Here is a 21136-nt window from a genome sequence, read left to right as displayed (position 1 = left end):
ATTCGCAAGAATGGCGGCCTGCGTTTCAACGATCCGTCCCCCATCGCCGGAGAAGGATGGCCGTCCTCTCCGGCGCTTCTTTATCTCACGAAGAAGCCAGAAAATCATAAGACAAGCGTTTCAGTGTTTCCGTTTAATGCTGAAGCGCTCTAAAGCTACGAGATCGCCCGCCTTTTTGCGCCAGCGACAAGAGATCTGCCCATTTCCAGACATGGGGAACCGTCTTCGGCTTCGGAGGCCGCGGCATGAGATTGCCCAATCGCGTCCAGAGCGGCAGCAATTTCTTGCTCACCGAAGCAAGTTCTTGCCCCGGTGGGCAAGAACTGAAACGGTGTGCTCTCCACTACAGACAAAAAAGTCTTTTCGTGCCAGTGCGTTGATATGGCGATTGCCTCTTCCTCCCGTTCTGGCACGCCGTCTGCATGGGGCGGGTTGACCCACGGAGGGGTCTTTCTTTTGGGAGGAAATCATGAAGTCTTTGATGCGTCACCTGCTGGTGGCTGCTGCAGTCGTTGCTGCAACCTCGGCCCATGCCGCCGACAAGGTCCGGCTCGGCAATCTCAAGTTCGCCCATTACGGGGCCATTTCCTACATGAAGGAACTGGCGCCCAAATATAACCTGCAGATCGAAGAGCGCTTCTTCGCCAAGGGCATCGACATCCTGCCGGCCATCGTCGCTGGCGAAGTCGATGTGGCCGCCAGTGCGGTCGATGCCGCCATTGCCGGCCGCGCCTCGGGTGTGCCTATCTATGCGGTTGCCGGCTTTGCCAAGGGCGGTGCACGCATCGTCGTCGGCGACAAGACCGGGATCAAGTCGGTTGCCGATTTCAAGGGCAAGAAGGTGGGTGTTGCCCGTGGCGGCGCACAGGAGCTTCTGCTTCTGGCCGAACTCAGCAAGGCGGGCCTCACCTGGTCTGAAAAGCCCGGCAAGGATGTCCAGCTCGTCTACATGGCCTTCGCCGATCTCAACCAGGCGCTGATGGCCGGCAATATCGACGCCATGTGCCAGTCGGAACCGCAGGCCAGCCAGGCCGTCAACAAGGGCTTCGGCATCGAGATCCTCAAGCCCTACGACACGCCGATGGGCATGCCCGTCCGCTCCCTCGTTTTCTCGGAAAGCTTCTACAAGAACAAGGATGTCGCCGAGCGCACGATGAAGCTTTTTGTCGAAGCAACGAAGTATTTCATCGACCACCCGGCGGAGGCCGAAAAATACGTCATCAACGACATGTTCAAGGGCCAGATCACCGACCAGGACTTCAAGGACGCGATCGGCAACTCGCCCTACTCCTATGAAATCACACCCGAGCATGTGCAGATCACGACCGACCTGATGGTCAAGTATGGCGTTGGGAAGCTCGCCAATCCACCCAAGGCAACCGACTGGGTCAAGACGGATCTGCTCAGCGACGCATTGAAGGCGAAATAAGCCATGGCGCGCACGCTCTTCAGAAATCTGGCGGTTCCGGTCGTGATCCTCGTGCTGTGGCAGCTGCTGTCGCAGTCCGGGTTCATCAAGCCGGTGATCCTGCCCTCGCCGCTCGCTATTCTCGAAAGGCTCTGGACCTATCTCCTGCCTGCGCAGACGTTTGCGGAAAGCGCCGGCTTTTCCGACTGGATCTGGTCGAGCGAATTGCTGAGCGACCTCGTCGCCAGCATGCGCCGCGTTCTCCTCGGCTTTGCCGTGGGCGCAGGCCTTGCCCTGCCGCTCGGATTGCTGATGGGCACGGATCGCCGGTTCGAGGCCTATCTCAATCCGGTGGTGCAGTTCCTGCGCCCGATCCCGCCGATCGCCTATATTCCGCTGGCGATCCTGTGGTTCGGGCTCGGCGATCCGCCGGCGATCTTCCTGATCTCCATCGGGGCCTTCTTCCCCGTGCTGATCAACACGATCACCGGCGTGCGCAATGTGGACAGCATCTATGTCCGCGCGGCGACCAATCTCGGTGCCGACCGCATGACCATGTTCCGCCGCGTCATCCTGCCGGCCGCCACGCCCTATGTGCTCACCGGCATGCGCATCGGCATCGGCACGGCCTTCATCGTCGTCATCGTGGCGGAGATGATCGCGGTCAATAGCGGGCTCGGTTACCGCATCCTGGAGGCCCGTGAATACATGTGGTCCGACAAGGTGATCGCCGGGATGATCGCCATCGGCCTCCTGGGTCTGGCCATCGATGTCGGCGTCAACCGCGTCAATAACCACCTGCTGCGCTGGCATCGCGGCATCGAATCCTGACGAGACGCGGAGCCCGTCTTGGCGGGCTCCCGCACCGACCGCTCATCGGCGAAGAGAGCAGAGATCAACTCGGGAGGAGAGACATCATGAACGCCCATCACATCGTGAAGGACATGGAAGCCCAGACGAAACCGCTCGTGCGGGCCGCAGGCGTCAACAAGGTTTTCGGCGCACAGCCCGGCGGAGTCGTGGCGCTCAAGGATATCGACCTGGAAATCAGGCCGGGCGAATTCGTCTGCCTTTTGGGCCCTTCGGGCTGCGGAAAATCGACCCTGCTCAACGCCATAGCCGGCTTCTCGCTGCCGACATCCGGCACGCTCGAAGTCTCCGGCCAGCCGGTCACCGCGCCGGGGCCGGATCGCGGCATGGTGTTTCAGGAATATGCGCTGTTTCCGTGGATGACGGTGGAAGCCAACATTGCCTTCGGTCTCGACATCCGCGGCACCGGCAAAGAAGAGAAGGCCCGCATCGTCGATGATCTGCTCGACATGCTGGGGCTGAAGGAGTTTCGGCATCGTTTCCCGAAGGACCTCTCCGGCGGCATGCGCCAGCGCGTGGCGATTGCCCGCGTGCTGGCGCTCGATCCGCCGATCATGCTGATGGACGAGCCTTTCGGCGCGCTCGACGCGCTGACCCGCCGCTCGCTGCAGGACGAGCTTCTGCGCATCTGGCGCAGCGTCGGCAAGACGATCGTCTTCGTGACCCATTCCATCGAGGAAGCCGTCTATCTGGGCTCCCGCGTCGTCATCCTGACCTATCGCCCCGGCACGATCAAACGCGACGTGACCATCGATCTTCCCTATCCGCGCGACAGCAATTCGCCCGAGTTCAACGCCATCAAGAAGGACCTGGCGAGCCTCGTCCATGCCGAGCATGACCGCTTTGCTCTTGACGAACGCAAGGGGCTGACCCTTGATTGAGGGACAGCGCACGGCAGGGGGCCGTGCGGACAATCTTCGCCTGATGGGCGAGGACACGGGTGGAGGATGGGGATTGCGTCGCCGATACTGGCCGCTCTTGCTGTTGCTTGCGATGTGTCTGGCCGCCACCGCCTTTCTGGTCCGGGCAGTGGCAGTCGATTACGGCGCGCGTGACGTTTCCCGCACCGCGCAGGAGCGCCTGCGCCTCATCTCCGCCACGCTTTCGACCAGTATCGAGCGCTTCCGCTATCTGCCGGACGTCGTGGCCCGCTCTCGCGAAATCGAGGACCTGTTCCGCCAAAGCGCGACGCCGGAGCAGGGCCTGGCGGCCAACCTGCTTCTGAAGCGCATTTCCGATGCGTCCGGCGCGATGGCGCTTTTCGTCACTGACAGGACCGGACTGACGATTGCCGCCAGCAATTTCGACAGCCCCGGCAGCTTCATCGGGCAGAATTACAGCTATCGGCCCTATTTCCTGGATGCGATCGCCAAGGGCTTCGGCAACTACTACGCCGTCGGCGCAACCACCGGCCAGCCGGGCTATTTCCTGGCGACCCCCATCACGCTGGATGGCGCCGTCGCCGGGGTCGCCATCGTCAAGATCGATCTTCTCCCGGTCGAGCAGCAATGGCGCGACGCGGGCGAGATGGTCGCGATGAATGACAGCCAAGGTGTGATCTTCCTCTCCTCCGAACCGCAATGGCGCTACACCGCCATCGGCGCGGTGAGCCCCGCGCAACTGAAGCAGCTGACCGAGGAGAGGCGCTACGGTGACGCGACGATCGGCGCGGCGGGCATCACGCTGAGAAACGAAGGCGGCTATGAGAAGGCCCGGCTTGGGAGTGCCGATGCGCCGCAGCGCCTGCGCGCCACCGCATCCTTCGGCCCGGACGGCTGGGTGCTGAACTATTTCGCCGATCTCGGTTCCGTGGAGCGGCTGGCGAACACGCTGGCGCTCGCCGCCGTTCTGGCGCTGATGCTCGCCGCCGCGGCGCTGATGATCTTCCTGCAGAGGCGCAGGGCCCAGGCGGTTGCCCGCCGCGCGATGGAGGTTCTGGAGGCGCGGGTCGACGAACGGACGAGCGAGCTGCGCCAGACAAACGATCGCCTCGCCACCGAAATTGCCGAGCGGCAGGAGGCCGAGCGTCAGCTCGACGTGACCCGCACAAACCTGACGCAGGCCGAGAAGCTGGCGGCCATTGGCCAGAGCTTTGCCGGGCTCGCGCATGAGATCAACCAGCCGCTCGCAGCACTCCAGACCTATATCGCTTCGACCCGGCTTCTGGTCGAGCGGGGAAAGCTCGACGTGGCGAAGGGGAACCTCGACACGATGGGCGATATCGTCGGCCGGGTGTCGGACCTGACCAACCAGCTCAAGCGTCTCGCCCGGCGCAAGGACGAGGATTTTGTCGAGCTCGATCTCGGTCTGCAGGTTCGGCGCACGCTGACGCTGCTGAAATTTCGCTTCGCCGATCTCGGCATTACCGCCATCGACCGGCTGGAAGAGGGCGTGATCGTCCATGGCAGCGGAACGCAGCTCGATCAGGTCGTGCTTAATCTGCTGAACAACGCCGTCGATGCTGTCCGCAATGTCGAGGATCCGCTAATCGAGGTGACCATCGAAGTCGGCGACGGGACCTGTGCGCTCACGGTTTCAGACAATGGCACGGGCATCGATGCGGCCGAGCAGGCGCGGCTCTTCGAGCCTTTCCACACCACCAAGGCCGCCGGCGAAGGTCTCGGTCTGGGGCTTGCAACCGCGAACCGCATCGTCACGGACCATCACGGCCGGCTCTCCTACTTACCCTCACGGCTGGGTGGCGCGGGCTTCCGCATCGAACTGCCGCGCGTCGAGGCGGATCGCGGGAGACTGAGTGCATGAATGCCGCCCTTGTCCTGCTGGTGGAAGACGATCACACATTGCGCCAGTCCATGGCGCAGTGGCTGGAGCTCAACGATTTCCGCGTCACCCAGGCATCCAATGCAAAGGAAGCGCTCAAGATGCTTTCGGCGGAAGAGCCGGATGTGGTTCTCTCCGATGTGCGGATGCGCGGCATGTCGGGGCTGGAACTTCTCGATGCCATCAAGGCCAGCCATCCGGCCCTGCCCGTGATCATCCTGAGCGGCCATGGCGATGTACCGATGGCAGTGGCGGCGATGCAGGGTGGTGCCTTCACCTTCCTGACCAAGCCCTATCTGCCCGATCAGCTCATCGCGACCCTGGCGAACGCGGTCGAGACATCGAGCCTGCGCCGCAAGGTGGCAGCTTATCAAAAAAGTTCCGAACTAGAGGCGCTGATCGACCGCCAGCTCATCGGCGAGGATCAGGCGACGGCGAGGCTCAAGTCGGCGATTGCCCGGCTCGCGGTACTGCCGGTCGATGTGCTGATCCACGGCGAGACGGGCACGGGCAAGGAGGTCGTTGCGCGGCTGCTTCACGATGGCAGCGCGAGGCGCGACAAGCCGTTCGTCGCCATCAATTGCGCGGCCCTGCCTGCCGATATCATCGAAAGCGAGCTGTTCGGGCACGAGACCGGCGCCTTCACCGGTGCCAGCGGGACCCGGCTCGGCAAATTCGAATATGCCGATGGCGGCACTGTCTTTCTGGATGAAGTGGAGAGCATGCCTCTCGCGGCGCAGGCCAAGCTGCTGCGCGTCCTGCAGGAGCGAACTGTGACCCGTCTCGGCTCGAACAAGGATATCAGGATCGACATCCGCATCGTGTCCGCCACCAAGGAAAGCCTGAAAGCGCTCGCCGAGAAGGGCAATTTCCGCGCCGACCTGCATTATCGCCTCATGGGGGCAGAGATCGCCATCCCGCCGCTGCGCCAGCGGGGCCACGATGCGGTCTTGCTGTTCAGCCACTTCATGGCCGCCATGGCCACACGCATGGGAACCCCGAACCGGCCCCTGACAGCGCAGGACATGGAGACCATCCTCGCTTATCCCTGGCCCGGCAATGTCCGCGAGTTGAAACTGCTCGCGGAGCGCCGGGCTCTCGATCTGGATTGGACCCCGGCACCCGCGTCAGGCCAGGATGGGCAAGCGGCGTCCAGCGGGTCGCTCACCGAACAAATGGATCAGTTTGAACTCCGCATTCTCAGGAATGCCCTTGCTCAGGCCGGAAACACTTCGGATGCTGCCAGATTGCTGTCGCTTCCGCTGCGGACATTCAATGAGAAGATTCAGCGCCTGTCGCGTCGTGCGAAGGCTTTGTAGCGCAGTGAGCGAATATGAATTCTGCCAAACGACAAGGCATCCGCCGCGCTCAAGGCGGATTATGAAGCCTCAGGCGAGCATCTTTACCGACGGAAACATTGACGCTGTTTGAATGCCCCGGGTTTTGGCGCTGACCCAGAGCATCACCCTCAAAGACGGAATCAGCAAGCAGGGCGTAGGCGCAGCCGCGCCATCTGGGTCGTATCGCCATAGCGGCCATTGCGGAAGAGATCCATCTTGAACTCGCCCTCGATCTCGAAGCCGAAGCTTCGGTAGAGTGCGATGGCGCGGCTGTTTTCAGACGCCACCGACAATTCGAGGCGGACGAGATTAAGCCAGTTGTCGGAAAGGTTGATCATTTCCGACATCAGCGCCTTCCCCACACCGCGTCCGTGGAACTCAGGATGAACGCAGATACCGAAGCTGCCGACATGCTTGCGGCGCGGCGAACGGTTGAGGATCATGCCGAGATGGCCGACCACGCGGCCATCGATTTCGGCTGCCAGTTCCACGCCTTCCGGGTCGCGCGTGCGGTAGAAATCCCGCCAGAACTGGACATCGCGATGAGGAAGCTGCGCGGTGAATGCAACCACCTCCTCGAAAGCGTAGATGGCGGCGATGTCCTCGCCGTCTTCCGCTCTCGGTCTGCGAACGACGATGCCGGACATCTCCGCCTCTTCTCAGCCGTCAACGTGGAAGGGCTTGCGGGAGAGTTCGGAGAAGACTTCAGCCCCGTCCTTGCCGAGGATCACGATCTCTTCCAGCCGCACGCCGAAGCGGTCGGTGAGATAGATGCCGGGTTCGATGGAGAAGACGTTCCCCGCCTGAAGCACGACATCGGAGGTCGCGGTGATATAGGGCCGCTCGTGCACGTCGATGCCGAGACCGTGGCCAGTGCGATGCAGGAAGCGGTCGCCATAGCCGGCCGCCGCAATCGTTTCGTGGGCGGCGCGGTCGACGTCTGAAGCCTTCACGCCGGGGCGCGCGGCAGCCACGGCCGCCTGCACGGCGCGCTCGACGACGGAGACGACCTCCTCGAAGCCTTCCGGCGGCGTGCCGCAATAGCCGACGCGGGTCATGTCGCTCGGATAGCCATCCTTGCGGCCACCGATATCGACGAGGATCGCATCGCCCGCCTTCAGGCGGCGCTCGCCGGAATGATGGTGCGGGAACGCACCGTTTTCGCCGAAGCAGACGATGACGAATTCGGCCTTGGCGCCCTGTGCCAGAAAGCGCTGCTTGATGACCTCGGCGGCTTCCAGCTCGCTGATGCCGGGCTTGAGCGCCGCAAAGGCCGAACGCATCGTCTCGTCATCGATCAGCGCGTTCATCTTCAGAAGCTTGTATTCGCTCTCGTCCTTGGCTGCACGAAGTGCGCCTACCGTATCGGCAAGGAACGCGCGTTTCGCGCCAGGCAATGCGTCCACGACCATCAGTGCGAAGTCGGCGCGCATGGTTTCATCGAGCGCGATAGACGGGTTTGCGACACCCGCAATGCCGGTCTCCGAGAGCAGCGTGGCGAAGGCATCCGCGGGACCTTCGGCATCGGACCAGGTGAAGAAGGGAAGGTCCGTGTGCTGGCGCGCGCTGTCGGCATTCAGCGCCGGCATCAGGAAGGCGGCGGATTTCGGGCCGACAACCAGCATCACCGGACGCTCGTCGCCATGCGGGTCGAACCCCGCCAGCCACTTCATATTGGAGGTCGGACCGACGAATACGCCATCGGTCTTGGTGTCAGTCATCCGCGCGGTCAGCCGTTTCATGCGCGCCTCGAACATCGGCATCGCTCCTGTGATCCAATGAGGTTAGGGGAAGGCCGCCGAACAACGCCGGCGGCCTGTCATGCAAGTGTTCGTCAGTCCTTCTTGACCAGACGGTAGAAGACGTAGTCCGGCAGCGCGCCGTTGACATAGCCCGAGACGTTCTTCGCAAGCGCAACCTGCTTGGCAGCCTGGAACATGACGACGATCGGCGAGTTGGCCTGCACCTTCTTCTGCAGGTCGATATACATCGCGTCGCGCTTGGCCTGATCGGCTTCGGCGCGGGCGGCCACGGTCGCCTTGTTCATGTCGTCCGGAACGGCCCAGGCGTTGCGCCATGTCGTGGTCGACTGGTAGTGACCGTCGCTGTTGTCGGCATTGTAGGCGAAGGCCGACGCGTTGGAATCCGGATCCATGAAGTCCGGACCCCAATAGAGCAGCATGGCCTCATGCGTGCGGGCGCGATACTTGGTGATGACCTGCGAGCCCGTGCCGGGCACGATCTTGAAGTCGATGCCGCCCTTGGCAAAGCTTGCCTGCAGCGCCTGCGCCATATCGGTGAAGGGCGAGGAGTTGATGACATCGAGCGTCGCGGTGATCGGCGTCTTGATGCCGGCATCGGCGAGGATCTTCTTCGCCTTATCCGGATCATAGGTGTAGGGCGTGTCGTTCAGCGCGCCGGGGAAGCCCTTCGGCCAGAAGGCCTGATGAATTTCCATCTGGCCCTTGAGGATCGTGTCGGTCATGCCCTTGTAGTCGACGAGATAACGCGCGGCTTCCCAGACGGCCGGGTTGGTCAGGTCCTTGTCCTTCTGGTTAAGGCTGAGGAAGTGGACGGCGGCCTGCGGATAGGTCTCGATCTTGAACGTGCCGCTGGTCTCAACGGCGGCAATCTGGTCCGGCGTCAGGTTCTTGGCAATGTCGACATCGCCCGACTTCAGCATGAGCTGCTGCGTGGCCGATTCCGCAACATGGCGGATGGCGACGGACTTCACGGCCGGTGCGCCGCCGAAATAGGACGGGTTGGCGGCAAGATTGATCAGTTGGCCGGGCTTGAAGGCCTTGAGCACGAAGGGGCCGGTGCCGGCGGAATTCGCCTTCAGCCAGGCATTGCCGAGATCGCCGCCCTTGTCATTGGCTTCGACCGTCTTGCCGTCGACGACCGAGGCCGGGCGCGAAGCGAGAACGTTGAGCACGAAGGCGGACGAGAAGTCGCCCGTATACTTGATGGTGACCGTCTTGCCGTCAGCCTTGACCATGCTGTCGAAATTGTCGGCGGTCCAGCCGAGCTGGGTCAGCAGGAAGGCGGGCGCCTTGTTGAGCTTGATGACGCGCTTGAAGGAATAGACGACGTCTTCGGCGCGCAGGGGATTGCCCGAGGAGAACTTGACGCCGTCGCGCAGCGTGAAGGTGATCGTCTTGGCCGCATCGTCGGCCTTCCAGCTGGTGGCAAGGCCGGGCGAAAGCTTCTGCAGGTCGGTCGCGTCATACTGCACCAGACGGTCATAGGTCTGGGTCACATATTCGCCGGAGGAGAATTCGTAAGCCTCTGCGGGGTCGATGCTGACGATGTCGTCGATGTTTTCGGCCACGACCAGCGTGTCCTTTGGGGTCGCGGCATGGGCCTGCAGGGCCGTCAGCGGCAAAAGTGCCGTGGCGGCGAATAGGGCAGCGTGCAAATGTTTCATGACTTTGTTCTCCTCTTTCTCGGATATTCTTGTTCTTAGTTTGGGGTCACTCGGCTTTTGCCCCGGCTTTCGGCGGGGTGGTGCGGTAGACGGGAACAGTGCCGGTCCAGAGCACGCGCACTGTCTCTTGGCTGTCGTTCCACCAGGCATGCGGGCGGTTGCCACGAAAATGCAGGCTGTCGCCGGGACGCATGATATATTCCGCCCCGTCCAGCATCTGCGTCAGCTTGCCTTCGAGCACGAAGAGGATTTCCTCGCCCTCGTGGCTGACGATTTCGGAATGGAAACCCGGCGGGATGTTGAGCACGAAGGATGAGAGCTGGTTACCGGCAAAGTCAGCCGCCACGCGCTCGTAAACCACGTCGGAACCCGGCACGGAAAACGTCTCGCGCTGACCATGGCGGGTCAAGGCATCGTCGGCACCAGGCGAGGCGATGAAGTAATCGACGCCGACATTGAGGCTATGCGCGATCTGCGCCAAGGTGCCGAGAGAAGGCGTGGCAAGGTCGCGCTCCACCTGACTGAGATAGCCGGGCGTGATGCCCGCCGCTTCGCAGATGTCGCGCAATGTCAGCTGCAATTGCCGCCGACGGGCGCGTATCAGCGCGCCGACCTTGGGCGCCTGTGGTTCTTGTGTCGTCAAGGCGAGCGGTGAAGCAGTCATCTTCGGAAACCAGTAAAATTTGTTTGATGAAAGCAAAATTATTTGTATGTTCCAAGCAGAATTTTACTGGAACGAAAATTTTTATGCCGAGGAGGCCGCGCGTGGCGACAGACACACCCTTCCCCGACGCGGGAGCCCAAGCCACTCGCAAGCGCGGCGGCGGCGCCAGGCGCACCCGCAAGGCGGCGCTGCATTTGGGCGGCATCGCTGTTTCGCTGATCGTCACGCTTCTCGGCCTCATCGCCATCACCTTCTTCATCGGCCGCGTCGTGCCGATCGACCCGGCGCTGGCCGTGGTCGGCGACCGTGCACCGAAGGCGGTCTATGAGGCCGCCCGCGTGCAGCTTGGCCTCGACAAGCCGCTGATCGTGCAATTCGTGACTTACGTAAAGGCGGTTGCGACGGGCGACCTGGGCATGTCGGTCTCGACCGGGCGGCCGGTTCTGCAGGACCTCAAGGAAGTCTTCCCCGCGACGCTGGAAATGGCCACACTCGGCATCCTGATCGGCATCGCGCTCGGCGTGCCCATGGGCGTTCATGCCGCCGCCAAACAGGGGAGCCTGACCGATCAGGTCATCCGTGTCGTAGGCCTTGCAGGCTATGCAATCCCCGCCTTCTGGCTCGGTCTTGTCGGGCTTGCGGTCTTCTATGCGCGCCTGCAATGGGTGGACGGACCCGGCCGCGTCGATATCGCCTATGATGGTCTCGTCACACCGGTCACGGGCCTGATGCTTGTCGACAGCCTTCTCGCCGGCGAGACGGACATCTTCTTCAACGCCATCGGCCATCTCGCGCTGCCGGCCTGCATTCTCGGCTTCTTCAGCCTTGCCTACATAGCCCGCATGACGCGGTCCTTCATGCTCGACCAGCTGGCGCAGGAGTATATTACGACCGCCCGCGTGAAGGGCCTGCCGGAGCGGGTGGTCATCTGGCGGCACGCCTTCCGGCCGATCCTCTTGCCGCTCATCACCGTCTGCGCTCTCTCCTATGCCGCACTTCTCGAAGGCTCGGTGATGATCGAGACGATCTTCTCCTGGCCCGGCATTGGCAATTATCTGACCGTCGCGCTGCTCAACGCCGACATGGCCGCCGTCCTCGGCGCGACGCTGCTGATCGGCACGGTCTTCATCATCATCAACAAGGTCAGCGACGCGCTTTACGACGTGCTTGACCCGCGCGCGAGGTAACCGGCATGGCCTTTGCTGACATGCGCAACTGGCTTCTCGACGAAAGCCCCGCCTCGCGCCGGCAGGCCCGCTGGGGCCGCATCTTCCGCATCTCGCTTGCCTTTCGCGGCAACGCGCTGGCCATGGTCGGCCTCGTCATCGTGCTGGCGCTGATCGCCATGGCCGTCTTCGCGCCCTGGATCGCCACGCATGACCCGATCGCCCAGGATACCTATGCGCGCCTGCGCCCGCCAAGTGCTGCCAACTGGATGGGCACGGACGAGCTGGGCCGCGATATCTGGTCCCGCGTCGTCTTCGGTGCGCGCATCACGCTCGCCATCGTCATTCTGGTCGCCGTTCTCGCAGCGCCTGCGGGTCTGCTGATCGGCGCTGCCGCCGGCTATCTCGGCGGCTGGGTCGATCGCGTCCTCATGGGCATCACCGACATCTTCCTCTCCATGCCGAAGCTCATCCTGGCGCTGGCGCTCGTCGCAGCCCTCGGCCCCGGCATTGAAAACGCCATTCTCGCCATCGCCGTCACCTCCTGGCCGAGCTATGCCCGCATCGCACGGGCCGAAACGCTCACCTTCAAGAATGCCGATTTCATTGCCGCAAGCCGGTTGCAGGGCGCATCGAGCCTTCGTATCGTCGTCGGCCATATCCTGCCGCTCTGCACCTCCTCGATGATCGTCCGCGTCACGCTCGACATGGCGGGCATCATCCTTACTGCCGCCGGCCTTGGCTTCATCGGCCTTGGCGCGCAGCCGCCGCTGCCGGAATGGGGCGCGATGATCGCGCGCGGGCGCACCTTCATTCTCGATCAATGGTGGGTCGCCACCATGCCGGGCTTCGCCATCATCGTTGTCAGCCTCGGCTTCTGCTTCCTCGGCGACGGTTTGCGCGACGTTCTCGACCCCAAGAGCGGAGAAAAGCATTGAGCGCGCCCCTTCTTGCCGTCGAAAACCTGAAAGTCACCTTCCCCAGCCCGTCCGGCCCGGTGGATGTGGTCAAGGGCATTTCCTTCTCACTCGGCCGCGAACGCCTCGGCATTGTCGGCGAAAGCGGCTCGGGCAAGTCGATGACCGGCCGCTCCATTCTCGGCCTCGTGCGTGCGCCCGGCAAGGTCAGCGCCACGCGGCTGGAATTCGATGGCATGGATCTTCTGAAGCAGGGCGAAAAGGCCATGCGCAAGATCCGTGGCGCGCGCATTTCCATGGTCATGCAGGACCCGAAATTCTCGCTCAATCCGGTCATGACGGTCGGCGAGCAGATCGCCGAGGCGCTTGTCGCCCACAAGCGGCTGCCGCGCCGCGAGATCGCCGCGCGCGTCCGCGCCATGCTGGAGGCGGTACGCATCAACGATCCGGACCGCGTTGCCGGTCTCTATCCGCACGAGATTTCCGGCGGCATGGGCCAGCGCGTGATGATCGCGATGATGCTCATCCCCGAACCGGATATCCTGATTGCCGACGAACCGACCTCGGCGCTCGACGTGTCCGTGCAGGCGCAGGTTCTCGATATCATAGACGACCTCGTGCGCAACAAGGGCATGGGGCTGATCCTGATCAGCCACGACTTGAACCTCGTGGCGCATTATTGCGACCGCGTGCTGGTGATGAATTCCGGACGGTTGGTCGAGGATTGCGCCGCGTCCGAGCTGAAAAACGCGCAACACCCCTACACACGCGGCCTGCTCGCCGCCCAGCCGCGACTTGACGAGACACGCGACGAACTGCCGGTCATCGACCGCACCACCTGGAGCGCCACATGACCGCGATCCATATCGACAATCTCGACGTCTCCTATGGCGAAACGCAGATCACGCATGGCGTGACCATCGACGTCGAGGAAGGCGGAAGCTTCGCCCTTGTCGGCGAAAGCGGCTCGGGCAAGTCGACCGTGCTGAAGGCGATTGCGGGCCTTGCGCCGGAGTGGCGCGGCACGATCGAGATCTTCGGCAAGCCGCGCAGCCACGGCATCGAAGCCGAATTTGCCCGCACCTGCCAGATGGTCTTCCAGGATCCTTACGGGTCGCTGCATCCGCGCAAGACGGTGGACGCGACGCTGATGGAGCCGCTGAACATTCAAGGGTTAAGCGACCACAACGAGCGCATCGCCGCGATCCTGAAGGATGTCGGCCTCGATAACCGCTTCCGCTTCCGTTATCCGCACCAGCTCTCCGGCGGCCAGCGCCAGCGCGTGGCGATTGCCCGCGCGCTGATCGTCGAGCCGAAGCTGCTGCTACTGGACGAACCGACCTCGGCGCTCGACGTCTCCGTGCAGGCCGAGATCCTCAACCTCCTCAAACGATTGCGGCGCGAGCGCGGGCTGACCTATCTCATGGTCACGCATAACCTGCCGATCGTTTCCTTCCTTTGCGACCGTCTTGCCGTCATGCGCGGCGGGCGGATCGTCGAAACCGCCGATGCCGAAAAGCTGAAAAAGGGGCATCTGCAGAACGAATACAGCCGGGAGCTCTTAAGGCTCTCTGCCCCTCCAGCCGTCTGACAATTCCGGAGAACACCCATGGAAAACAACTACCAGGCAGCCCTTGCCGCCTTCGACAGCGCGATTGCCAATGACACGGCGGGCGACGCACCCTGGATCGCGCTGCAGACGCTGGTTCGCGAGGTCATCGGCGCCAAGCTCTTCACCGTCATGCTTTCCGACATGAAGGCAGGCCTTGCGCGCCGCGCCTATACGTCCGATCCGGCAAACTATCCGGCTTCGGGCACCAAGCCGACGCATCGCAATGAATGGTTCGACATCGTTCACGGCGAACGCCGCGCCTTCGTCGCCAACACGATCGAGGACATCGCCAAGGTCTTCCCCGACCATGAGCTGATCAAGTCGCTCGGCTGCGAATCCGTCATCAACCTGCCGGTCTATATCGGCGGCGAGATGCTGGGCACGGTCAATTGCCTTGACGTCGCGCATCATTACACGCCGGAGCGGGTCGAGCGCGCGACGAGCCTCCTCAACATCCCGTCCAAGCTGGCCTTTATGGTCGCCGGCAAACAGGGGCTCTGAAGCGCGCTATACCCATCGTTTTCGGTTGAATGGATCACTGCCCGGTTGTTTTTGGAGGCAGTAACGGCACGCGTTGATTTGGCCGATTGGAGTGGTCCGTCCCTTGATTGGTACAAGTGAGCGGACGCTGCAGCACCGTATATCTCTGCGCCAATGTCATCGGAAACCCGGCAGCGCGGTCCGCTGCCTTACCGCGCTGCCGGGTTTCGCGTGGATCAGGAGCGCTCGTCGTGAGCTGCGAGAAAATCGGAAACTGTCTTCAGGCACAGTTCCTTTTCCTCGACATGCGGCATGTGGCTGGAATGCTCGAAGAGCACCCAGCAGATATCTGGAACGCGCTCGCGATAGGGGCGCACGACTTCCGGCGTCGCTTCGTCGTAAGCACCGGAAATCAACAGCGTCGGCGCCTTGATACGGTCGAGCCGATCCTCGATCGTCCAGTCCTTCATCGTGCCGATGACGTGGAATTCGGTCGGGCCGTTCATGTTGCGATAGACGGTGTTATCCTCGTCCATGGCAGCAAAGGTGCGCGCAACGTCCTCGGGCCACGGCGTGACGCGGCAGACATGCCGGTCGTAGAACACGCGTGACGCGGCGATATAATCGGGATGCGTCAGCGTGCCTGCTTCTTCATGCGCCAGAAGCGTTGCCTGCACATCGGCCGGAAGATCGCGGCGCAGACGGTTCGCTTCCGCGACCCAGGTATGCATGTTGGCCGGCGAATTGGCGATGACCAGCGCCTTCAGGCCCTCCGGCTGCCGCACCGCATGTTCCGCGCCCAGCATGCCGCCCCAGGACTGGCCGAGGAAGGCGTAGCGATCCGCAATGCCGAGATGCGACAGCAGCGCATCCAGCTCTTCAAGAAACAGTGAGACCGTCCAGAAATCGGGACCCTTGTCCGGCAGATGCGTAGACTTGCCGCTGCCGAGCTGATCGTAATGTATCACTGCGCGTCCATCGAGCGCGGCAATGCCCTTGAAGCTGTCGACATAATCATGTGTGCAGCCGGGACCACCGTGGGCCACGACCAGCGGCAGCCTGCCGCTATCGAGATTGCCGGTGACGCGGTACCAGGTCTGGTAGTCTCGGAATGGCAGGAAGCCTTCGCGGGTTTCGACGGACAGCAATGGGACGCTCCTTGGATTGAAAGTCATTCGGAGCATAGAATAGGCGTGCGACTGCCGAGGCGGCAGCTATCACAACTGATAGGGTATCTGGCTTCAGCTGCGCGGCTGATCGAACATGCGCAGATGCGCGGCGCGGGCCACGGCCTGGGTGCGGTTTCGCGCGCCGAGCTTGCGGGTCGCGGCGTTGAGATGCATGACCACGGTGGGCACCGAACGGTCGATCAGCCGGGAGATCTCCTTGGCCGAATAGCCTTCCGCCGAATAGCGCAGGCATTCGCGCTCGCGCATGGTGAGGCGCGGCAAGCCGGAGAGCGCCTGTTCTCCGGCAATGCGCAGCGCTGCAGTCCGCTGGAAGAGATGTGCCATCAGGCTGAAATCGCCCATGCAGAGCCGCACGTCGCGCTCAAGCCGCACAGGATCGCCGGCGCGAATGCCGGTGACGGTCGCATAGTCACCGCCCGGCAGATGGATCGGCACGGTCACGCCGGCCGTTAGCCCGCGCTCCCACAGAAATTCGGCCACGGGCGCCGTTTCCTCGTTCATGAAGGCATGAATGAGCGTCTGCGCCTTGGGATCGTAGTTCCAGAAGAAGGGGGCCGTGGTGCCGAGCGCCACATGCTGCACGGGATCGTGACGGAAATAGCCGCGCCGGCACCAGTAGTCGCGCATCGTCTCATCGACATTGCGCAGCTCCAGAACCGTCGGGATCATGAGTTCGCCGCTGAGGTCGTAGCGGCCCGGCGTGTAGTCGTAGATCAGCGTATCGAAGCCATAGTCCTGCATGGCCAGGAAAAGCTCGTCGATCTGAAGGTCGAGGCTGGTTGCCGCTGCAAAACGATCCTCGATGCCTGTGACGTTCATGCCAACCTCTTTCGCGCCGAATTTCCAAACCTGCCCCTCGGACAGCTTCACCCTATCACTTCTGATAGCTAGTGTGGAGCCTCAATTGCTCTAGAAATAACCCTGCATAAATGTTGTGCAAATGCAAAGGCGAAACCATGTGGCGCGAAATCGAACCGGACGAGAGGCACGAGCTGACAATCCAGGGCTACCGCGTCGTGGCCTATGTCTTCGGCAACGGCCCGGAAACCCTGCTTTGCCTGAATGGCGGACCAGGTCTGCCCTGCGATTATCTGCGTGAGGCGCATTCCTGTCTGGCAGACGAGGGTTTCCGGGTTGTCGCCTTCGACCAGCTCGGCACGGGCGCATCCGACCGCCCAGATGACGCCAGCCTCTGGACCATCGAACGCTATGTCGAGGAGACGGAAGCGGTGCGCCAAGCGCTCGGTCTCGGGGCCGTTCATCTGCTCGGTCATTCCTGGGGCGGCTGGCTCGCCATCGACTATGCGCTGACCTATCCTGAGGCCATCAAGAGCCTCATCTTGGCCGACACCGTCGCCGACATGCCACATCTGGCGAGCGAACTGGAGCGTCTGCGCGCCGCGCTCGGGTCCGAAACCGTGGCGATGATGCAGGCGCATGAGGCTGCCGGGACCTATGATCATCCGGAATATATGGCGGCCGTCACGCTTTTGAACTACCGCCATGTCTGCCGCCTGCCGGAATGGCCAGCTCCGGTCAACCGCTCGCTCGAAGACTGGAACATGGGGGCCTACATGACCATGCAGGGACCGAACGAATTTCTCTATATCGGCAATCTGAAGGACTGGAACCGCATTCCGGACCTGCCAAAGATTTCCGCGCCCGTGCTGATCGTCGTCGGCGAGCATGACGAACTGACGCCGGCCTGCGCGCTGCGCATGAAGAATGCCCTGCCGGAAGGCGCGCGGATCAATGTGGTGCGCAATGCCAGCCACATGCCCTTCTATGAAAACCCGCAGGGCTATTATCCGCCGCTGCTTTCCTTCCTCAAGGACGTGTCGGGCTAATGCTGCACCGCTATCGCTTCATACTGACCAGACCCCTGCAGTTTCTGCCGGTGATCCTTGGCGTTTCCATCATCACTTTCGTGCTCGTCCGGCTCATTCCCGGAGACCCGGCGCGCGTACTCCTCGGCACCAAGGCAACCCCCGAGGCCATCGCCAATATCCGTTCGCAGTTCGGGCTCGATCTGCCGATGTGGCAGCAATATTTCTACTTCGTCAAAAACCTCCTGCATGGCGAAATGGGCCGCTCGATCATCTTCAAGATCGATGTGCTGCAGCTGATCGTCACCCGCATCGAGCCGACGCTGGCGCTGGTATTTTGCTCGGTGCTTCTCTCCGTCCTGATTGCAGTGCCTCTGGCCGCAGTCGCTGCGCGCAACGAGGGCAGGTTTGTCGATCATGCCGTGCGCGTGGTCTCCACCTTCGGCATCGGCTTTCCCTCCTTCTGGCTGGCGCTCATGCTGATCCTGCTGCTTTCGGTCAGCATTCCGCTCCTGCCCGTCTCGGGCTACGGCAACACGCTGTCGGACAAGCTCGTGCATCTCGTACTGCCGTCGCTGACCATTGCGCTCTCGCTCTCCACCGTGCTGATGCGCTCGCTGCGCGCGGCGATGATCGACTGGCTGAAATCGGATGTGGCGACAGCAGCACGCGCCCGCGGCATGCCTGAGCGAATCGTGTTCTGGCGCCATGTCGTGCCCAATTCCGTCGTCCCGACGATCAACCTCCTGGCCGTCAATATCGGCTGGCTGATCGGCGGCACGGTCGTGGTCGAAAGCGTCTTCGCGCTGCCGGGCATGGGGCAATTGCTGGTGCGCGCCATCTTCTCGCGCGACTATATGGTGGTTCAGGGCGTGGCGATGGTCTTTGCCTGCGCCACCGTCTTCGTCAACTTCCTGGCCGACATCGCCACCGTCGCCGCAGACCCGCGGGTGAAGCTATGAGCGGCGGCATGATCAGGACACGCAACGCAACGCTTTATGCCGGGCTCGCCATCTTCGGCCTCTTCGTGCTGATGGCGCTGCTGGCCCCGCTTGTCGCGCCCTACGATCCGATCTTTCAGGATGCGGCGGCGCGGCTGAAAGGTCCGAGCCTTGCGCACCCCTTCGGCACCGACAATTTCGGCCGCGACATCCTCTCTCGCGTCATGCATTCGGCACGTATCGATCTCCAGATGGCGCTGATCGGGGTTGCCTTCCCCTTCGCCATCGGGACGGTCATCGGGGCCGTTTCCGGCTTCCTCGGCGGCTTCGTTGATGCGGTTCTCATGCGGCTGATTGACGTGATCCTCGCCTTTCCGTTTCTCGTGCTGATGCTTTCCATCATCGCCATTCTGGGACCGGGGCTCACGAGCTTCTACATCGCGATGGCACTGGTCGGCTGGGTCTCCTATGCCCGCCTGATTCGCGCACAGATCCTCGTTCTCAAGAACAGCGATTATGCCATGGCCGCCCAGAGCCTCGGCTTCTCGCGCCTGCGCATTCTCTTCCGGCATCTCCTGCCCAATGCGGTGGCCGGCTCCATCGTCTTTTCCATGTCCGATGTCGTGCTGGTCCTGCTCTCGGGCGCGGCCATCAGCTATCTCGGGCTTGGCGTCCAGCCGCCGACCGCCGAATGGGGTGTGATGGTTGCGGAAGGGCAGAGCTTCGTCACGCAGGCCTGGTGGATCACGCTCTTTCCGGGTCTGTCCATCGTCGTGCTCGCTTTCGGATTTTCCCTCATAGGCGACGGGCTTGCCGAGCGGCTGGGAGTGAACGGATGACCGTGCAACTGAATTCCATCCATCCGCTTCTCGCCGTCCGCGATCTGACCGTCGCCGTCGATGCACTGGATGGGGAACGCATCCTTCTGGACAGCGTCTCGGTCGATCTCGCCCGTGGCGAGGTACTTGGTCTCGTCGGCGAAAGCGGTTCAGGCAAGAGCCTTCTTTGCCGGACGCTGGTCGGCCTCATGCCGTCACGCGCAATTCATCGCAGTGGCGGTTCCATCCTGCTCGACGGGCAGGAGATCGCCGGCGCGGACGAGGCGGCGCTGCAGGCGATCCGCGGCGCCCGCATCGGTATGATCTTCCAGAACCCGACAAGCCATCTCGATCCGGTCATGCGCATCGGCGACCAGATCGTGGAAGGCGTCGTCTTCCATCAACGCCTCTCGCGCGAAGCGGCCAAATCGCTGGCGCTCGACATCATGGGCCAGGTCGGCTTCACCGATCCGCCCCGCCAGTTTTCGAGCTATGCACATGAATTTTCGGGCGGTATGCGGCAGCGGGCGATGATCGCCATTGCGCTTGCCTGCAATCCGGAAATCCTGATCGCCGACGAGCCGACAACGGCGCTCGACGTGACGATCCAGGCGCAGATACTGCATCTCCTGCTGGACTTGCGCGACAAGCGAGGCCTCTCCATCATTCTGGTGACGCATGATCTCGGCGTCGTCGCCCAGACCTGCGACCGGATTGCGGTCATGCGCCAGGGCCGCATCGTTGAGACCGGCAGGAAGCGGCAGATCCTGAAAGCCCCGCAGGCCGAGTATACGAAGACGCTGATCTCGAGCCACCCCTCCATGCCGGTGCAACCAGATGCGGCCACCGTCGCGCCTGCCGCAAGGTCGGCGGACGTTCGGCCGCTGATCGAGATCGACGATCTTGCCGTGCGGTTCCAGACGGGTGGCGGGCTGTTTTCGAAGCGCAAGCATTTCAGCGCGGTCGACGGCGTATCGCTGCAAATCTGGCCGGGTGAGACGGTTGGTATCGTTGGCGAAAGCGGCTCGGGCAAGTCGACACTGGCGCGGGCGATGCTTGGTCTGACACCCGCCTCCTCCGGCCATGTCAGCTTCAACGGTTCGAGCCTCCGCCTGCAGCGGACACAGGCGCTGCAGGCTCTTCGCACCCAGGCGGCGATGGTCTTCCAGGACCCCTACAATTCGCTCAATCCGCGCATGACGATCGGCGAGATGCTCTCCGAAGTGCTGACGGTTCAGAAGAAGATCCCGGCGGTGCAAATACCGGATCGAGTGAACGAACTTCTCGACCTTGTCGAACTCGACCGCAGCTTTGCGCAGCGCAAGCCGCGCACGATGAGCGGCGGGCAATGTCAGCGCGCCGGCATCGCCCGGGCGCTCGCCATCGATCCGCGAGTCATAGTGGCCGACGAGTGCATTGCCGCGCTCGACGTCACCATCCAGGCGCAGATCGTCGCCCTCTTCCGCAAGCTGGTTGCGACCATGGACCTGACGCTGGTCTTCATCGCCCATGACCTCCCGGTCGTTCGCTCGCTCTGCCAGCGGGTTATCGTGATGCATCACGGCCGTATCGTCGAGGAAGGCCCGTCGGATGCTGTCTTCGCCAACCCCCGTGAGGCCTATACCGCCGGCCTCATCGACGCCATTCCCGACATCGACCCGGACCGGCCGCTGTCGAGACACTCCAACCCATAAAT

At 62.6% G+C, this 21136-nt stretch carries 20 protein-coding genes; 14 read left to right on the top strand and 6 right to left on the bottom strand.

What is annotated here, in order from left to right; translation table 11 throughout:
- Positions 1 to 469: 469 nt before the first annotated feature.
- From LQK83_RS17235 to LQK83_RS17215, 5 genes are all read left to right on the top strand, one after another.
- Complete coding sequence (locus tag LQK83_RS17235; RefSeq protein WP_442966786.1) at positions 470 to 1429, top strand: ABC transporter substrate-binding protein; 960 nt, start codon at positions 470 to 472, stop codon at positions 1427 to 1429.
- A 3-nt stretch (positions 1430 to 1432) separates the two neighbouring features.
- Positions 1433 to 2239: an ABC transporter permease gene (locus LQK83_RS17230; RefSeq protein WP_230838624.1), complete on the top strand. Its 807-nt coding sequence runs from the start codon at positions 1433 to 1435 to the stop codon at positions 2237 to 2239.
- A 113-nt stretch (positions 2240 to 2352) separates the two neighbouring features.
- Positions 2353 to 3159, top strand: coding sequence for an ABC transporter ATP-binding protein (locus tag LQK83_RS17225; protein ID WP_230838636.1), 807 nt, complete (start codon positions 2353 to 2355; stop codon positions 3157 to 3159).
- Entirely contained in the window at positions 3152 to 5041 is a 1890-nt protein-coding gene (locus tag LQK83_RS17220; protein WP_230838623.1) for an ATP-binding protein, read from the top strand. The genes LQK83_RS17225 and LQK83_RS17220 overlap by 8 nt, the downstream gene beginning before the upstream one ends.
- Positions 5038 to 6378, top strand: coding sequence for a sigma-54-dependent transcriptional regulator (locus tag LQK83_RS17215; RefSeq protein WP_230838622.1), 1341 nt, complete (start codon positions 5038 to 5040; stop codon positions 6376 to 6378). Before LQK83_RS17220 ends, LQK83_RS17215 begins: the two co-directional genes overlap by 4 nt.
- Before the next feature lie 161 nt (positions 6379 to 6539).
- On the opposite strand, the gene LQK83_RS17210 is transcribed toward LQK83_RS17215, so the two are convergent.
- The 4 genes from LQK83_RS17210 to LQK83_RS17195 all read right to left on the bottom strand — a co-directional run bounded on the left by LQK83_RS17210 (position 6540) and on the right by LQK83_RS17195 (position 10490).
- The gene (locus LQK83_RS17210; RefSeq protein ID WP_230838621.1) at positions 6540 to 7046 is read right to left on the bottom strand and encodes a GNAT family N-acetyltransferase; all 507 of its coding nucleotides are present in this window, start codon (positions 7044 to 7046) and stop codon (positions 6540 to 6542) included.
- Between the two features lie 12 nt (positions 7047 to 7058).
- Positions 7059 to 8156: a M24 family metallopeptidase gene (locus LQK83_RS17205; protein WP_230838620.1), complete on the bottom strand. Its 1098-nt coding sequence runs from the start codon at positions 8154 to 8156 to the stop codon at positions 7059 to 7061.
- Positions 8157 to 8233: 77 nt separating this feature from the next.
- Positions 8234 to 9826 carry an ABC transporter substrate-binding protein gene (locus tag LQK83_RS17200; protein ID WP_230838619.1) on the bottom strand — a complete coding sequence of 531 codons (1593 nt, stop codon included), beginning with the start codon at positions 9824 to 9826 and terminating at the stop codon, positions 8234 to 8236.
- Positions 9827 to 9872: 46 nt separating this feature from the next.
- Positions 9873 to 10490: a helix-turn-helix domain-containing protein gene (locus LQK83_RS17195; protein ID WP_230838618.1), complete on the bottom strand. Its 618-nt coding sequence runs from the start codon at positions 10488 to 10490 to the stop codon at positions 9873 to 9875.
- 188 nt (positions 10491 to 10678) lie between these two features.
- Here LQK83_RS17195 and LQK83_RS17190 point away from each other — a divergent pair, with 188 nt between their 5' ends.
- From LQK83_RS17190 to LQK83_RS17170, 5 genes are read left to right on the top strand one after another with little or no spacing between them, the layout of a single operon-like run.
- Positions 10679 to 11677, top strand: coding sequence for an ABC transporter permease (locus tag LQK83_RS17190; RefSeq protein ID WP_442966788.1), 999 nt, complete (start codon positions 10679 to 10681; stop codon positions 11675 to 11677).
- Between the two features lie 5 nt (positions 11678 to 11682).
- Positions 11683 to 12594, top strand: a complete 912-nt coding sequence (locus tag LQK83_RS17185; RefSeq protein WP_230838617.1) for an ABC transporter permease — start codon at positions 11683 to 11685, stop codon at positions 12592 to 12594.
- Positions 12591 to 13427 (top strand): ABC transporter ATP-binding protein, encoded by an 837-nt coding sequence (locus tag LQK83_RS17180; RefSeq protein WP_230838616.1) that lies wholly within the window; start codon positions 12591 to 12593, stop codon positions 13425 to 13427. The genes LQK83_RS17185 and LQK83_RS17180 overlap by 4 nt, the downstream gene beginning before the upstream one ends.
- Positions 13424 to 14164: an ABC transporter ATP-binding protein gene (locus tag LQK83_RS17175; protein ID WP_230838615.1), complete on the top strand. Its 741-nt coding sequence runs from the start codon at positions 13424 to 13426 to the stop codon at positions 14162 to 14164. Before LQK83_RS17180 ends, LQK83_RS17175 begins: the two co-directional genes overlap by 4 nt.
- Before the next feature lie 18 nt (positions 14165 to 14182).
- Positions 14183 to 14686, top strand: a complete 504-nt coding sequence (locus LQK83_RS17170) for a GAF domain-containing protein (RefSeq protein WP_230838614.1) — start codon at positions 14183 to 14185, stop codon at positions 14684 to 14686.
- Positions 14687 to 14901: 215 nt separating this feature from the next.
- On the opposite strand, the gene LQK83_RS17165 is transcribed toward LQK83_RS17170, so the two are convergent.
- A complete protein-coding gene (locus LQK83_RS17165) occupies positions 14902 to 15813 on the bottom strand; it encodes a proline iminopeptidase-family hydrolase (RefSeq protein ID WP_442966785.1) in 912 nt (303 codons plus the stop codon).
- Positions 15814 to 15906: 93 nt separating this feature from the next.
- Positions 15907 to 16674, bottom strand: coding sequence for a LuxR family transcriptional regulator (locus LQK83_RS17160; RefSeq protein WP_230838612.1), 768 nt, complete (start codon positions 16672 to 16674; stop codon positions 15907 to 15909).
- 137 nt (positions 16675 to 16811) lie between these two features.
- Between LQK83_RS17160 and LQK83_RS17155 the strand changes: the two genes are divergently transcribed.
- The 4 genes from LQK83_RS17155 to LQK83_RS17140 are packed head-to-tail and all read left to right on the top strand — an operon-like array spanning position 16812 to position 21134.
- Entirely contained in the window at positions 16812 to 17702 is an 891-nt protein-coding gene (locus tag LQK83_RS17155; protein ID WP_230838611.1) for a proline iminopeptidase-family hydrolase, read from the top strand.
- Positions 17703 to 17704: 2 nt separating this feature from the next.
- A complete protein-coding gene (locus LQK83_RS17150) occupies positions 17705 to 18643 on the top strand; it encodes an ABC transporter permease (protein WP_230838634.1) in 939 nt (312 codons plus the stop codon).
- Positions 18644 to 18651: 8 nt separating this feature from the next.
- Positions 18652 to 19461 carry an ABC transporter permease gene (locus LQK83_RS17145; RefSeq protein WP_230838610.1) on the top strand — a complete coding sequence of 270 codons (810 nt, stop codon included), beginning with the start codon at positions 18652 to 18654 and terminating at the stop codon, positions 19459 to 19461.
- Complete coding sequence (locus LQK83_RS17140; RefSeq protein ID WP_230838609.1) at positions 19458 to 21134, top strand: dipeptide ABC transporter ATP-binding protein; 1677 nt, start codon at positions 19458 to 19460, stop codon at positions 21132 to 21134. Before LQK83_RS17145 ends, LQK83_RS17140 begins: the two co-directional genes overlap by 4 nt.
- Positions 21135 to 21136: the final 2 nt, after the last annotated feature.

The organism is Rhizobium sp. C1 (assembly GCF_021026335.1).
Classification (GTDB): domain Bacteria; phylum Pseudomonadota; class Alphaproteobacteria; order Rhizobiales; family Rhizobiaceae; genus Ensifer_A.
The sequence above is the reverse complement of the archived record's forward strand: the minus strand, read 5'-3'. Positions and strand labels throughout refer to the sequence as shown.

Bases quoted from the DNA above. Each gene is read 5' to 3' on its own strand.
- LQK83_RS17210 (WP_230838621.1), bottom strand. From the start codon at position 7,046: ATGTCCGGCATCGTCGTTCGCAGACCGAGAGCGGAAGACGGCGAGGAC.
- LQK83_RS17225 (WP_230838636.1), top strand. From the start codon at position 2,353: ATGGAAGCCCAGACGAAACCGCTCGTGCGGGCCGCAGGCGTCAACAAG.
- LQK83_RS17230 (WP_230838624.1), top strand. From the start codon at position 1,433: ATGGCGCGCACGCTCTTCAGAAATCTGGCGGTTCCGGTCGTGATCCTC.
- LQK83_RS17185 (WP_230838617.1), top strand. From the start codon at position 11,683: ATGGCCTTTGCTGACATGCGCAACTGGCTTCTCGACGAAAGCCCCGCC.
- LQK83_RS17175 (WP_230838615.1), top strand. From the start codon at position 13,424: ATGACCGCGATCCATATCGACAATCTCGACGTCTCCTATGGCGAAACG.
- LQK83_RS17140 (WP_230838609.1), top strand. From the start codon at position 19,458: ATGACCGTGCAACTGAATTCCATCCATCCGCTTCTCGCCGTCCGCGAT.
- LQK83_RS17235 (WP_442966786.1), top strand. From the start codon at position 470: ATGAAGTCTTTGATGCGTCACCTGCTGGTGGCTGCTGCAGTCGTTGCT.
- LQK83_RS17195 (WP_230838618.1), bottom strand. From the start codon at position 10,490: ATGACTGCTTCACCGCTCGCCTTGACGACACAAGAACCACAGGCGCCC.
- LQK83_RS17205 (WP_230838620.1), bottom strand. From the start codon at position 8,156: ATGTTCGAGGCGCGCATGAAACGGCTGACCGCGCGGATGACTGACACC.
- LQK83_RS17215 (WP_230838622.1), top strand. From the start codon at position 5,038: ATGAATGCCGCCCTTGTCCTGCTGGTGGAAGACGATCACACATTGCGC.
- LQK83_RS17160 (WP_230838612.1), bottom strand. From the start codon at position 16,674: ATGAACGTCACAGGCATCGAGGATCGTTTTGCAGCGGCAACCAGCCTC.
- LQK83_RS17145 (WP_230838610.1), top strand. From the start codon at position 18,652: ATGATCAGGACACGCAACGCAACGCTTTATGCCGGGCTCGCCATCTTC.
- LQK83_RS17155 (WP_230838611.1), top strand. From the start codon at position 16,812: ATGTGGCGCGAAATCGAACCGGACGAGAGGCACGAGCTGACAATCCAG.
- LQK83_RS17200 (WP_230838619.1), bottom strand. From the start codon at position 9,826: ATGAAACATTTGCACGCTGCCCTATTCGCCGCCACGGCACTTTTGCCG.
- LQK83_RS17170 (WP_230838614.1), top strand. From the start codon at position 14,183: ATGGAAAACAACTACCAGGCAGCCCTTGCCGCCTTCGACAGCGCGATT.